This window comes from Candidatus Aquiluna sp. IMCC13023 (assembly GCF_000257665.1).
Classification (GTDB): domain Bacteria; phylum Actinomycetota; class Actinomycetes; order Actinomycetales; family Microbacteriaceae; genus Aquiluna.
Genome location: NZ_AJKR01000003.1, coordinates 340,545 through 353,478, shown reverse-complemented (window position 1 = coordinate 353,478; position 12,934 = coordinate 340,545). Strand labels below are relative to the sequence as shown.

General features: G+C 51.5%; 15 protein-coding genes. 1 reads left to right on the top strand and 14 read right to left on the bottom strand.

The window, feature by feature from the left end; genetic code table 11:
* Positions 1 to 2 precede the first annotated feature (2 nt).
* The 5 genes from IMCC13023_RS05510 to IMCC13023_RS07065 form a co-directional block, all read right to left on the bottom strand.
* Entirely contained in the window at positions 3 to 668 is a 666-nt protein-coding gene (locus tag IMCC13023_RS05510; RefSeq protein WP_007542149.1) for an ABC transporter permease, read from the bottom strand.
* Complete coding sequence (locus IMCC13023_RS05505) at positions 661 to 1,302, bottom strand: ABC transporter permease (protein WP_007542147.1); 642 nt, start codon at positions 1,300 to 1,302, stop codon at positions 661 to 663. Before IMCC13023_RS05505 ends, IMCC13023_RS05510 begins: the two co-directional genes overlap by 8 nt.
* An 11-nt stretch (positions 1,303 to 1,313) precedes the next feature.
* Positions 1,314 to 2,030, bottom strand: coding sequence for an ATP-binding cassette domain-containing protein (locus IMCC13023_RS05500; protein ID WP_007542140.1), 717 nt, complete (start codon positions 2,028 to 2,030; stop codon positions 1,314 to 1,316).
* 21 nt (positions 2,031 to 2,051) lie between these two features.
* Positions 2,052 to 2,339, bottom strand: coding sequence for a DUF427 domain-containing protein (locus tag IMCC13023_RS05495; RefSeq protein WP_007542139.1), 288 nt, complete (start codon positions 2,337 to 2,339; stop codon positions 2,052 to 2,054).
* 151 nt (positions 2,340 to 2,490) lie between these two features.
* Positions 2,491 to 3,321: a WD40/YVTN/BNR-like repeat-containing protein gene (locus IMCC13023_RS07065; RefSeq protein ID WP_050816760.1), complete on the bottom strand. Its 831-nt coding sequence runs from the start codon at positions 3,319 to 3,321 to the stop codon at positions 2,491 to 2,493.
* Positions 3,322 to 3,573: 252 nt separating this feature from the next.
* On the opposite strand from IMCC13023_RS07065, the gene IMCC13023_RS05485 reads away from it, so the two are divergent.
* Positions 3,574 to 4,479 carry a ribokinase gene (locus IMCC13023_RS05485; protein WP_050816759.1) on the top strand — a complete coding sequence of 302 codons (906 nt, stop codon included), beginning with the start codon at positions 3,574 to 3,576 and terminating at the stop codon, positions 4,477 to 4,479.
* Between the two features lie 4 nt (positions 4,480 to 4,483).
* Here IMCC13023_RS05485 and IMCC13023_RS05480 read toward each other — a convergent pair whose 3' ends face one another.
* From IMCC13023_RS05480 to IMCC13023_RS05440, 9 genes are all read right to left on the bottom strand, one after another.
* Entirely contained in the window at positions 4,484 to 5,113 is a 630-nt protein-coding gene (locus IMCC13023_RS05480; protein ID WP_007542132.1) for a LysE family translocator, read from the bottom strand.
* 23 nt (positions 5,114 to 5,136) lie between these two features.
* A complete protein-coding gene (locus IMCC13023_RS05475; protein ID WP_007542130.1) occupies positions 5,137 to 5,547 on the bottom strand; it encodes a DoxX family protein in 411 nt (136 codons plus the stop codon).
* Positions 5,544 to 6,239 carry a purine-nucleoside phosphorylase gene (gene deoD, locus IMCC13023_RS05470; RefSeq protein ID WP_007542128.1) on the bottom strand — a complete coding sequence of 232 codons (696 nt, stop codon included), beginning with the start codon at positions 6,237 to 6,239 and terminating at the stop codon, positions 5,544 to 5,546. The genes IMCC13023_RS05475 and deoD overlap by 4 nt, the downstream gene beginning before the upstream one ends.
* Positions 6,239 to 7,552, bottom strand: a complete 1,314-nt coding sequence (gene argG, locus IMCC13023_RS05465; RefSeq protein ID WP_040325433.1) for an argininosuccinate synthase — start codon at positions 7,550 to 7,552, stop codon at positions 6,239 to 6,241. The genes deoD and argG overlap by 1 nt, the downstream gene beginning before the upstream one ends.
* A gap of 28 nt (positions 7,553 to 7,580) precedes the next feature.
* Positions 7,581 to 9,248, bottom strand: a complete 1,668-nt coding sequence (locus tag IMCC13023_RS05460; protein ID WP_007542119.1) for a DUF885 domain-containing protein — start codon at positions 9,246 to 9,248, stop codon at positions 7,581 to 7,583.
* Between the two features lie 88 nt (positions 9,249 to 9,336).
* Positions 9,337 to 10,209, bottom strand: a complete 873-nt coding sequence (locus tag IMCC13023_RS05455) for an ABC transporter permease (protein ID WP_007542118.1) — start codon at positions 10,207 to 10,209, stop codon at positions 9,337 to 9,339.
* On the bottom strand, positions 10,206 to 11,036 hold the full coding sequence (locus IMCC13023_RS05450) for an ABC transporter permease (protein WP_100207078.1): 831 nt from the start codon (positions 11,034 to 11,036) through the stop codon (positions 10,206 to 10,208). Before IMCC13023_RS05450 ends, IMCC13023_RS05455 begins: the two co-directional genes overlap by 4 nt.
* Complete coding sequence (locus IMCC13023_RS05445) at positions 11,029 to 11,850, bottom strand: ABC transporter ATP-binding protein (protein WP_007542116.1); 822 nt, start codon at positions 11,848 to 11,850, stop codon at positions 11,029 to 11,031. The genes IMCC13023_RS05450 and IMCC13023_RS05445 overlap by 8 nt, the downstream gene beginning before the upstream one ends.
* Positions 11,851 to 11,859: 9 nt before the next feature.
* Positions 11,860 to 12,903, bottom strand: coding sequence for an ABC transporter substrate-binding protein (locus IMCC13023_RS05440; RefSeq protein WP_007542115.1), 1,044 nt, complete (start codon positions 12,901 to 12,903; stop codon positions 11,860 to 11,862).
* Between the last annotated feature and the right edge of the window lie 31 nt (positions 12,904 to 12,934).

Genomic DNA, 12,934 nt, shown 5'->3' with positions numbered 1-12,934 from the left:
GATTAGTGAATGAGCCGGCGCACTAATTTACTCTGTACCTTGGCTAAAAGCCTCTCTCCGGTAATGGACAACAACACAATGACCAAAGCACTTCCCGTTAATTGAGCGAAATCTCGAAGCGCCAGACCCTGAATGATTCCAAAGCCCAAGCCACCAAGTCCAACAAGGGGCGCAAGCACCACAGTGGAGACTACTTGAAGGTAGGCAATCTTGAAGCCACCAACCATGGAGGGTGCCGAAAGTGGCAAGCCAACATGCCTAATTTGCTGCCACGTGGTCATGCCTTGAGCTCGAGCGCCTTCACGGATAGCTATTGGTACTGATTTAATGCCCGCATAAGCCCCTGCCAAAACAGGTGGAATCGCGATACTCACCAGCGCCAAAACTACAGCGAACTGCCTAAATTCAACACCCATTAGCATCACCAGCGCGAACATCAGGCCCATCGTGGGGATAGCCCTCGAGGCGGACGATATCGCTATCACCAGACTCTCGCCGCGTCCGGATTGGCCGATGGCTATGCCGATCGGAATCGCAAGAAGTCCTGCAATTGCAAGGGACACAAGGGTGAGTGTCAAATGTTCTAAAAATAAGTTGGCAAGACCGTATCGGCCAGCCCAGTTTTCAGGATCCGTGAGCCAGTCGAAGAGCTCACCGATGCTAAACACGCTGGGCCGATCTTCTGGTCCATGGCGTGAGGACCCTACCTAGAGCCATAAGCCCAATATCCATCGCAATGCCGATTAGAAAAATCGCAAACAGCCCGGTGAGTATCTCCTCGGGTATTTTTCGTTGGAAGCCATCCAAAAATAAGTAGCCCAGATTTCTAACTCCGACTATGGCCCCGATCGATGCCATGGACACAGTGCTTGCCGCCGCTACCCTCAGCCCTGCGATGAGACCAGGGATAGCAAGGGGTAGCTCCACGTGAACAAAAAGCTGAAGTGGGCTCAACCCTTGAGCTCTGGCGATAAAAACTGCTGGTTTGGGCACCTGGCCAAACGCATCGCGGGTGGAGAAGAACATCGATGCTGCAACATAAACGCTCAGGGCGATTACTACGTTGGTCGGGCCTAGGTAGCTGGTTCCGATTACCGCGGGCAATGCCACGAAGATTGCAAGCGACGGAATTGCGTAGATCGCACTAAAAGTGGTGCCAATGGTTCCTGCGAGCCTTGCTGGAGTGAGCCTGACTAAAGCAAAGGCAAAGACTGAACCCAAGAAAAGTGGCACAAGGGAAATCAGTAAATGAGCTACCGAGAGTTGAAGCACGAAGTCAAAGTTTTTAGCGGCCCACTCCATAATTGCCCCCGCTACAGACCAAGTAGTTTTTGCACGAACTTGTTGGCTGGCTTTTCAGTTAGCTCCTTTGGGGTACCGACCTGTTCGATCTTCGCGCCCTGGCTCAAAACCACCAGCTGATCAGCTAGCTTGATCGCTTCGTAGCGGTCGTGAGTAACCAAAATAATGGTGAGCGAAAGCTGGCGTTGAATTCGAATCAACTCGTCTTGCAGTTCCTCTCGGACAATCGGATCTACCGCTCCAAACGGCTCATCCATAAGAAGAATGTTCGGCCTGATTGCAAGGGCTCTTGCGACACCAACTCGCTGCTGTTGTCCGCCGGACAGCTGTCCTGGAAAACGATCGTGGAAACTGCTACCAATGCCGACGAGTTCAAGTAGCTCAAGGGCGTTTCTTAGCGCTTCATCTTTGGTTTGACCGGCTATGTTGGCGATCAGGGTCACGTTGTCTAAAACGCTCTTGTGGGGGAGTAGCCCAACCTCCTGCATGACATAGCCAATGGACCGTCGGAGAACCACCGAATCCAGGTCCGCGATCTCATTGCCGTCGATTAGCACAGATCCGCTGGTCGGCTGCACAAGCTTGTTCACGGTGCGAAGAAGAGTTGTTTTACCGGAACCCGAAAGACCCATGAGAACGGTAATTTTGCCGCTCGGCGCAGTGAGCGAAAAGTCAGCAACGGCTAAGTCCTGGCCATATGTCTTTGAGACGTCTCTAAATTCAATCAATGGTCAAATTCCGGCTACTAGTTAGCCTTTGGAAACCTCGACCATTCGGTAAAAGGCCACGTGACCGGCGATCGAAGCTGCGCCGTCCTTTGGGGTTTTGTAGGTCCATGCCGAGTCTTTGCTGGTTTTACCATCAACATTTAGGTTGAAATAGCTTGCGGTTCCCTTCCACGGGCAGTTCGTCTGCATTTGGGAATCCGTGAGGTAATCCGTTGTGACCGAGTCGAGGGGGAAGTACTGGTTTCCTTCGATCTCCACTGTCTTATCAGACTTCGCAATTACTTTGCCGTTCCATGTTGCTGTGTACATGTGAGGCCTCTCTTGTCAGTGGTACTAACATTCTGCCTCGGCTTATAGTTCCCAAAATTCTAGCTCTAGTTTAGGTTGCGGGCTAAGCATGAAACATACTCAGATTTGGGACAGAATGACGGCGGAGGCTTTTACCCGCTAGTCAATTGCCTTAGGGCAGCAGACTAAAAACCTTGCCGTTATCGGTAGAGACATACGCCCCTTGCTCGTCTAGGACAATAATGCTGACACCGCTAGCTGCTACATCTCGTATGCCGGTGAACGATCCCGACATTTCAAGGAATGGCATTCCCAGTTCGGGGCTCCTGTAAATCGTTGAGTCGGTAGCGAGGATGATCCCGCTGTCAGACCAGTCGACTTTTGTTAGCCCAGAAGGTGCAGTTATTTCTGTGAGGGAAAGCCCTGAGTCTTCGGTTAGATACAGGAAGCCCTCAGAGGTTAACAGGAACTGCAGACCGTTATTTGGATTTAGGCTCAAACTTGTCAGGCTTGGGGTTGCAATGTTGGACCAAGTAACAGCTCCATCTTGGGATCCGACAACCACGCCGTAGTTAGCTGCGACACCGACCAGTGAGTCTCCTGAGACCTCGAGCAGGTGGAAGTCGACCTCACCGGTCAAGGATTTTGGCGTCCAAGTGTCTCCGTTGTCGCGAGACTCAAGTATCCCGAGAGGGTTAGGAAAATCTTGTCCGGGTCCTGGGTGGCCACTGGCGTAGAAAACGCCCTTATCAATCGTCAAACCCATGGCATCGAATTCTTCGCCGATTAGGTTCCATCCCTCGTCGGACCATTTGTAAATACCATGATGGCTGGCAAGGTAAAAGTTACCCCCGTCAGCTGCGACACTGTGGACATGCTCCATTTGGGCGATTGCCTTTGGTCCAGGTGCGGAAGCGCAGCCAGTTGCCACCAGCAGAATCGCTCCAGCCATTCCTTGCGCTCTGAGCATCGGCCAACTTCTCGAGTAGTTTTTCATCTCCATAAAGTTAGCCTCTCGATCTAAGGATCCGCTGTTAAATCTCTGCCAATTAGTATTCCGTGAACGCTTGTTCACTTTGGACTCAGTCTTGCCGGCAGAAGTTGGCTAGCCTATTTTCAAACTGACGGGTTAGCACAGTGTCGGGGCAATGGCCGGGGATCTTTTTATGTAGGTATCCATGACCTCTATTTGCAGTCCTATAGCTATTCTTAACAGGCAGCGGCCTATAACCGTCTTGAATCCAAAGGGGACTGATTGAAACAAGGGATATCCATCGCAGTAGTTGGCAGCATCAACGCTGATTACTCGGTCTTTATGAAAAAGCTGCCCTTGCCCGGGGAAACTGTATTGGCATCACAATCGGGACGCTTTGCCGGAGGAAAGGGTCTGAATCAGGCTGTTGCAATCCATCGGGCCGGTGGTGACGTAACTTTCCAGTTTGCAGTTGGGGACGATGACGACGGTAAGTTTTTGACGAACTTTCTGGTTGAACAAAAAGTGGTCTTCTCCAGAATCCTCGACGCTGGAACTGCAACCAGTAAGGCTTTCATACTCGTAGATCAAGACGGCGAGAATCAGATCGCAGTTGTTCCAGGAGCTAATTACAGCCCCAAATTAAAAGAGCAAAACTTTCAAGATGGAGCAGGACTTCTTGTTCTGCAGTTGGAGATTGGAAATGACAGCAACCTAGTAGTTGCCGAGCTGGCCAAGAAGGCTGGCTGGAGAGTTGTCCTCACCCCCGCACCATCATCGGAGTTTGACCCCAAGCTGCTGGAATTCATAGACATTATTACTCTCAATGAAACTGAAGTTACTCAAATCGCAGGTGGGGCGGACTTTGAAAGCGCCGGTGCAGAGCTTTCCAAAAATGTGGGGCTAGTGTTTGTTACTCAAGGCGCCCAGGGGGTATCGGTATTTGCTGATGGACAGCTCCTTGGCCATGTTGACGCAATGGCCGTCGATGCGATTGATGCGACCGGTGCCGGGGACACTTTTTGCGGCTACGTGGTGGCGGGACTAGCGCAAGGCCTAACCCCATTGGAGGCCGCAGAACTTGGCACCGTAGCCGCAGGGATTTCCGTTCAATCAAGGGGAGCGTCCAATTCGATTCCATTGAGGCAAGAGGTCGACTCGCTAATGCTCAAAAGACGAAAAGGCTAGCTTGTTACAGGAGCGCATCCAGCAGCATGTAGAGGCCTAAGAGTGCCAGAGCTAGGCCACCGATTCCGCGGAAGTTAGCCAGTCGTTTTTCTGAACCGCCAAGCCAGTGCCGTGCCTTACCGGCTGCAATCGCATAAACCGAATCGCTTGTTACTCCAATTATTAGAAATAGCGCACCGAGTACAAGCATTTGTGCGCTGGGGTTGCCACCCGAGGGATCAACGAAGCTTGGCAACGCTGCAATGAAGAACACCAAGGTTTTAGCATTCGTAATGCCAACAACTATTGATTCACTCAAGACTTTTTTGCCCGAAGGTGAAACCGAGGCGTTACTTGCATCAAGTTTTTTGCGCTGCCAGATTGCTTTTAATCCCAAGTAGCCGATCATTAGTGCGCCAACTACCTTGATGACAAAAAATAGATCGGGAAATTGTTGGATAAGAACACCGAGCCCCAGAGCCACAATAAGAATTTGTAATCCAACACCCAGTGCGTTTCCAAAAACGCTTATAAGCGCGGCTCTTGTCCCAAGCACCAATGCTCGACCGATTGCAAACAGCACACTTGGTCCCGGTACCAGAATTATGACCATTGACAGCAGCAAGAAGCCGATTATGTTTTGGGTTGTTGGCACTCCAAGATGTTACTGCAGTGAAGCTATGTTTTCTTGCGCCTGAGTAGGCGATAAGCATTGGTGGAAACGAGGGCCCAAACAACCAAAACCGGTTGGAAGAATAACCTCACGAATCGAGCTTGGTCAGTGTCCAGGCCGAATGCGCTAAGTCCGTTTATCCACTGCGAAAGATTGCCGGGGAATATAGCGATGAAAAACAAGGCTGCTGCCAACCCAATCAGCTTTCGCGGCAGCTGTGTCCAGAGCACTAAGAGACCAAGTCCCAAGGAAATTTCCACAATTCCCGATGCGATAACTACGAAGTCAGCATCAAACGGAAGCCAGGTCGGAACCTGAGCCCGGAATTCAGCTCGCGCGGTAGTCAGGTGAGAAATACCGGCGGATAACAAACCAAACCCAAGGCCAATTTGAAGCAGAACTTTTATGTACTTCACCTGGAGGCTGCTAGCGCTATTTCGACCATGTTTGCGAATCCAGATTCTCGCTCTTCTGAGGAGGTGTGGCCAGAGCCATCCATCATGTCTGACACCGTGACAATGCTCAGTGCTTTTCGGCCAAACCTGGCCGCGAGAGTGTAGAGCTGGTTGGTTTCCATTTCTAGAGCCAGAATCCCAAGCTTTTTCCACTGCTCTAGCGAGTCCGTGGTGTCATAGAAAAGATCACCGGAAGCTATGCCGCCGACATGAAAGCGGACTTCAAGCTCTCTTGCCTTCGCAACTGCCTTTTCAAGGAGTTCGTAGTCTGCACTTGGAGCAAAATCCAGGCCGTTGGTGGCGCGACGATTTATTTGAGAGTCGGTAGAAGAGGTCATGGCAATTACTACATCGCGAAGTTTGGTTGGGGCCAATCCACCCGAGGTGCCAACCCGGATTGCTTTTTGAACACCGAAATCTTCGAAAAGCTCGTGAGCGTAGATTCCGATTGATGGGGCGCCCATACCTGTGCCCTGAACCGAGACTCGCTGACCGTTATAAGTGCCAGTAGATCCAAACATGTTTCTTACCGAGTTGTACTGAACCGGGTTTTCGAAGAAGGTATCCGCGATCCACTTTGCACGAAGAGGGTCTCCAGGCAACAAAACCGTGTCCGCAATTTCTCCAGGTTCGGCCCCAATGTGAATGCTCACTAGGTCAGGTCACTCGCGTTGTCAGAAAGCTGGCCTTGGGCCTTATAAAGATCAAGCTTGGCTCTGGTGTCTTCGATGTCAAGGTTTCGCATGGTCAACTGTCCGATTCGATCGGTCGGACCGAAGGCCTCTTCGGCATTGCGCTCCATCGAGAGCTTTTCCGGGTGGTAGCTAAAACCCGTGCCTTCGGTGTTCATTATTGTGTAGTCATCGCCTCTGCGAAGTTTTAGCGTCACCGACCCAGTTACCGCACTGGCAACCCAGTTCATGAGAGATTCTTTCAGCATTAGGGTCTGCGGGTCTAACCAGCGACCTTCATAGAGCAGACGTCCCATTCTGCGGCCTTCTTGATGGTAGCTAGCGACGGTGTCCTCGTTGTGTATTGCACTCAGAAGTCTTTCGTAGCAAATGTGTATAAGCGCCATTCCAGGAGCCTCGTAGATGCCGCGAGATTTAGCTTCGATTATTCGGTTTTCAATCTGATCGCTCATGCCAAGTCCGTGTCGGCCACCAATTTCGTTGGCCTTGAAAATAATATCGGCGGCGCTAGATAGCGTTGCACCGTTTATCTTCACGGGTCGACCCTGCAAGAATTCAACGGTAACTTCTTCTGCTTCAATCTTTACTGAGTCATCCCAGTGCTTGACGCCCATTATCGGCTCCACTATTTCTAGAGGTGTGTTCAAAAATTCCAGGCTTTTGGCCTCGTGAGTAGCACCAAGCATGTTGGCGTCAGTTGAGTAGGCCTTTTCTACCGAAGAGCGGTATGGAAGCTCTCGCTCGAGAAGCCACTGACTCATTTCTTCACGGCCCCCAAGTTCTGCAACAAAGTCAGCGTCTAGCCAAGGCTTATAAATTCTCAGGTTTGGATTGGCTAGTAGGCCGTAGCGATAAAACCGCTCTATGTCATTGCCCTTATAGGTTGAGCCATCGCCCCAGATGTCAACGCCGTCCTCTTTCATGGCACGAACCAAGAGAGTTCCGGTAACAACTCGGCCTAGCGGAGTGGTGTTGAAATAAACCTTGCCTCCGGTTCGAATGTGGAATGCACCACAGGCAAGAGCGATGAGACCTTCTTCGGCCAGCGCTTCTCGGGCATCGACAATGACGCCTGCCTCGGCACCATATTCCTTTGCTCGACCTGGGATTCCATCAATGTCGTCCTCGTCATACTGACCAAGGTTGGCTGTGTAGGCATAGGGAATGGCGCCTTTTTCGCGCATCCATGCAACAGCGACCGAAGTATCGAGCCCTCCGGAGAAAGCGATACCGACTTTTTTCCCTACGGGGAGTGATGCTAGAACTTTAGACACGCTGCCAAGCTTAACCAAAAAGCTGGTGCTATGCCTGCGCCATTGCTTTTTGAAGAGTCGAAAGCCCTAGGCCTCCAAGATTCAACGCAGTTTTATGAAATAGCTTGATGTCAAAGTCGTCACCCTTTTTCGCTGCGTAGTCATCCCGAACTTGCTCCCAAATGCGCTGCCCAATTTTGTAGCTTGGTGCTTGTCCTGGCCACCCGAAATATCTGGTGACTTCAAACTTTACAAATTCTTTGCTCATGTTTACGTTCTTGCCCATGAAATCAAGTGCGTAGTCAAAATCCCAAGTTCCACTGCCGTCAAGCCTCGGCTTGCCTAGGTGAACCCCGATATCCAGAACAACGCGAGCAGCACGCATTCGCTGACCGTCAAGCATCCCGAGGCGATCAGCCGGGTTATCGAGGTAACCAAGCTCGTCCATTAGGCGCTCGGCATACAGCGCCCAGCCTTCTCCGTGACCAGAGGTCCAAGACGCTAGTCGACGCCAAGCATTGAGGGTCTCTTTCACGTAGGTAGCCTGAGCCACCTGAAGGTGATGACCGGGAACGCCCTCGTGATAAACGGTGGTGGTTTCACGCCAGGTATCGAATTCAGTAACGCCGACTGGAACCGACCACCACATGCGCCCAGGCCTTGAAAAGTCATCAGACGGCCCGGTGTAGTAAATTCCACCGTGTTTAGTCGGTGCGATCATGCACTCGAGCCTTTTTATCGGCTCAGCAATCTCAAAGTGTGATCCGGAAAGGGCCTTCACGGCAGCGTCCGAGAGTTGCTGCATCCATTCTTGAAGAGCCTTTGTGCCTTGAAGCTTCGTGCTGGGGTCCTTTTCTAAGTAGGCGATTGCCTCTTCAACGCTGGCCCCGGGGAGAATCTGTTCGGCAACTAATGCCTGCTCAGCCACTACCCTGGCAAGCTCTTCTTTGCCCCACTCGTAGGCCTCATCTAAGTCCACTTTGGTTCCTAAGAACCTCGTGGACAACAACTCATAGCGCTCTCTTCCAATGGCATCCTCAGTGGTTGCACCTGGCAAGAGTTCTTTTTCTAAAAACGAACCAAATTTTGCATATCCTGCTGTCGCAGCTTCTGCAGCCTCGGCCAGATCTTCCATAAGGTGGCCTGAGAGCGCACCCTCTTCTGCTTTGGCGTCCTTTGCAAACTCACGAAAGAAGCCGTCGGTCGCTGTGATTTGTCTCACCTGATCAATGACCGCTTCGACTTGGCGTTTTGCTGGTGCGTCATTCGCACTTAGTCCGACTCTCAGCGTTTCGATGTATCCAGCCAAGGACGACTCCACTTTTCGCATTCTGGAAGATAGGTTCTCCCAGTCTTTTACCGTTGCCGTTGGTGAGTTATCAAAAATGTCTCGAACTCCTTGAGCCGGAGACGCAATGTTGTTGAGGTTTCTAAAGTGAAGCCCGGAATCATAGCTTTGGATTTCCTGAGTCAAGGACGCGGTCATCGCATCTTTAGTCACTTCGTCTATCTGATCTTGTGGCTCAAGCGCTGCCAGCATGGCAAGAACTTCCTTGATGGCCAACTGCTCATTAGCCAGCGCTTCGGGGGAGTGGTCATCCATGTCACCCTCGCCGCCGGGGTAACCAATGTCGGTCGCGAAGGATGGATAGCGGTTGGCCATATCAAGAACTAATTCATTGGCCAACAGGTCTATTGGGGTCTCGGTGCGCTTCATAGCCACTTCCTTTCAACCCGATGATTCTAGTTGGATGAAGGTTTGAGATGGCTATAAAAAATAGGCAGAGACGGTTACTTCACGCTTTCTAGCGGGACTTCCAGGCCTGCGGCGCGAATCGCTTGAGAATGTAGGTTTCAAAAAGCCCAATCAGGTTATAAAGCAAGATGGAAACCAACGTAATGACAACAACATAGGCCCAAACCTCGTTCGTCTTTGCCCTGCCAACGGCCGAAATAATCCCATAGCCGATGCCCTGGCCGGTTGCTAACCACTCGACCAATAGTGCCCCCGTAATTGCGCCTGGGACCGAAATCTTTACCGCTGCAAAGAATGAGGGTAGCGAACTGGGAAAAGCAACATACCTAAGGGCAGCAAGCTTGTTCGCGCCATATACGGTGGCAACATCGAGGGTTGCCTCAGATGCGGACCTTAGGCCAAAGACAATGTTTACAAGCGCTGGAAACAAAACCACAATTGCCCCCATCACTGCAACCGTGACTTGCTCTCTGCCAAAAATTAGAATCAGAATCGGCGCCATTGCAATTAGCGGCACTGAACGCAGCAACATCGCAATCGGCATCAGTGCCTGCTCGACCGATTTGAACAGGGCGAAAAGCACCGAAATAAATGTTGCAAAAAACAACCCAAAGGCAAAACCGATCCCGGCATCGAACATGGTTTGGGTAAGAGCGGAAATTACCAGAGCCTGATTCTCCATGGCACCTTCAACTAGGAACAGCCAGTTGAAGACATCGAGGGGGCCCTTGCCAATATATGGGCTGACATCGAATGCCCAGAGTGCGAATACCCAGAGGATTAAAACCACAACTAGCGAAAGGGCAGTGTTGCCAATTGACTGCGTAATGATCTTGGCTGTTTGTTTTGCAGCATCGCGCTTGACCTTGCTGCGAACAGCAATCATTGAGCGATCTTGAGAGTCTTCTATCTTGAAGTTCATCGGCTAGTCACCTTCGCCCAAGGGGTAAGTAGCCTGCCAATAATGCTAAATAGTGCGTAACCGCCACCGGCGATCAAACCAGAAATGAGCGCAACGCCCCAAACTCTCGCGATTTCAAGGCTCTGCTGGGCATTGACCATGGCTGGCCCAAAGCCAACATCTGGACCACCCACATATTCACCGAGGATTGCACCCAAAAACGCAGCTGGTGCGGCTATTTTGAAGGCTGCGAAGATAGACGGCAACGCTGAGAGCAGTTGCACCCGAAACAGTCGTTGGAGCGCACCGCCACCGTAGGCAGTCACCACATCGAGCATCCTCCTATCAGTTGCCTTCACGCCAGTTAGGGCTCCAATCATGGTTGTGAAAAAGACGCTCAGTGCAGCCAGAACTACTGCAGCACCGGCCGGTTCGCCGGCCCCGGGCGCACCAACAATGAGTCGCACGATAGGCCCGATAGCAACGATTGGGATGCAGTAGGTAATTACCGCGATTTGAGTTGTGAGTGTTTCAAGTCTTGGCAGTACCAGCGCAATGCCGGCAAAGACAAGTGCCAATGCGTTTCCCCAGGCAAAACCAATGGCCGCTTCGGTAAGGGTAATAATTCCGTTTCGCCAGTAAAACTCAAAGCCATCTTCAAATAGTTGAACTACAACTTCCAAGGGGGTGGGGATGGCTCCACCGGAACCATCCGGTCTGGTTCCCACGCTTGCAAAAACTGTTTCAGCCAGCAACCACCAAATGGCAAGGGTGGAGACAATACCAATCACGCCGCCAGCCCAGGTTGGCAAGCGGAGCTTGCTGCGCACGGTGGTTGCGCTACTCATCGCCAACTGCTGCGCCATTGCCGCCAAATAGGAGATCTGATGCATGGTCGTGGAGTGCATGGAACTCAGGGGTTCGCATCATCTCTGGCGTGCGTGGTCTGGGCAGGTCGACTTGAATAATTTCTTTGATTCGGCCAGGCCTTGGGCTCATTACGGCCACCTGATCGCTCAAAAATATCGCCTCCGAGATCCCATGGGTAACCATCAGTGTCGTGGCAGGTTTTTCGGTCCAAATTCGCAAGAGCTCAAGGTTCAACCGTTGCCTGGTCATGTCGTCTAGAGCCCCGAAAGGTTCATCAAGCAGTAGGACTGAAGGCTGTACTACCAATGCTCTGGCGATCGAGACGCGCTGTTTCATGCCTCCGGACAGTTGAGCTGGCTTGGCATTTTCAAAGCCCTGCAGGCCCACAAGCTTTATTAGATCTGAAATGAGGCTCTCATCTGGGCTAACTCGCGCTAATTCAAAGGGAAGCCTGATATTGGCAACGACACTTCGCCACGGCATAAGCGCGGAGTCCTGAAATGCGATTCCTAGTCTGTGATCGCGTCTGAGCTGGCTTGGGTCCATTCCGTCCACGGTTACGCTTCCAGCCGTGGGGCTTTCGAGTCCGGCGAGGATTCGAAGAATTGTTGACTTCCCGCAACCTGATGGACCTAGTAACGACAAGAAGCTGCCCTTATCTGAGTGCAGGGTGGTGTCTTCGAGTGCGGTAATCGAACTGTTTCCCAATTTAAACACTTTGGACAGTCCGGAAATAGTGATGCCACTGCCCAAAGTAGATTCACTCTGGGCAGTGGCATTTTCAAAACTCATGAGGGAAGGTTACTCCAAAAGTTCTGGGTGCTCTTGATAGACCTCAGCCAGCAAGCTCATGTCAAACAGCTGGTCCGCGGTAATTGCATAGCCAGCTCCCGAAAGCGTGGCAATGTTGCTCGCCTGCATCGCCTCTGAGATAGTCAACAGGCCATTAGCGACTGTCTCATCCGTTACCACCAGTAGAGAGTTCTGAGCAACGGACTGCTGCTGTTCCTTGCCTATGTCCAGACCTAGGTCCTTGCCGTAAACCTCAACTGCCAAACGCGCACCCTCGTTAGGTTCAGCGATTGCATCCTTCCAACCGCGTGCGGTTGCGTAAAGGAAGGACTTCAAGGCAGCGCGGTTGTTGTCGATTGAATCTTGGGTAACTACAAATGCCTCGGCTACAAACGGCAAGCCGTTGTCAGCAAACAGCAAGTTCGTGACTTCAAAACCCAGGTTCGCAACGGTGATTGACTCGTTGGTAACGTATGCCAGGAATCCGTCAACTTCACCGTTTACAAGTGGAGCTGGGTCATATTCAACTGGAACCTTTGTTACCTGATCCTGCGAGATGCCGTTAGCTGCCAACAGGGCATCAAACAGGGTCTCGTTGCCACCAGCTTGAACACCAATTCTTTTACCGATTAGGTCCTGGGCAGTGGCAATGTTGCCACCATCTTTCAAGGACAAAATAGTGAAAGGGTTCTTTTGGTAGGTAGCACCGATGATCTTCAGAGGTGCTCCCTCTTCAAGGATTACTGGGGTGACCGCAATTGGATCGGATAGACCGACCAGTGCTTCACCCGAGAGAACTACAGCTGCGGTTGCAGTTGGGCCAGCGATGAAGTTGACTGAACTGAAACCAGCTTCGGAGTAGTAGCCGTTCGAATCAGCGAAGTACTCGCCTGCAAATTCGGCGTTCTTGATCCAGCTGAACTGAACATTTAGTTCGCCTAGATCAGACGACTCGGTTTCGGTGCTTGCGCAGCCAGTTAGTGCTAATGATGCAATTGCTGTTACTGCTGCAAGTGCGAAAAAGCGCTTACGAATGGTTGTTCTTGTTGCCATTACAGTTGGGCCTCTCGGGAATAGGTAAACG

Bases quoted from the DNA above. Each gene is read 5' to 3' on its own strand.
- IMCC13023_RS05460 (WP_007542119.1), bottom strand. From the start codon at position 9,248: ATGAAGCGCACCGAGACCCCAATAGACCTGTTGGCCAATGAATTAGTT.
- IMCC13023_RS05445 (WP_007542116.1), bottom strand. From the start codon at position 11,850: ATGAGTTTTGAAAATGCCACTGCCCAGAGTGAATCTACTTTGGGCAGT.
- IMCC13023_RS05450 (WP_100207078.1), bottom strand. From the start codon at position 11,036: ATGAGTAGCGCAACCACCGTGCGCAGCAAGCTCCGCTTGCCAACCTGG.
- IMCC13023_RS05495 (WP_007542139.1), bottom strand. From the start codon at position 2,339: ATGTACACAGCAACATGGAACGGCAAAGTAATTGCGAAGTCTGATAAG.
- IMCC13023_RS05440 (WP_007542115.1), bottom strand. From the start codon at position 12,903: ATGGCAACAAGAACAACCATTCGTAAGCGCTTTTTCGCACTTGCAGCA.
- IMCC13023_RS05505 (WP_007542147.1), bottom strand. From the start codon at position 1,302: ATGGAGTGGGCCGCTAAAAACTTTGACTTCGTGCTTCAACTCTCGGTA.
- IMCC13023_RS07065 (WP_050816760.1), bottom strand. From the start codon at position 3,321: ATGGAGATGAAAAACTACTCGAGAAGTTGGCCGATGCTCAGAGCGCAA.
- IMCC13023_RS05455 (WP_007542118.1), bottom strand. From the start codon at position 10,209: ATGAACTTCAAGATAGAAGACTCTCAAGATCGCTCAATGATTGCTGTT.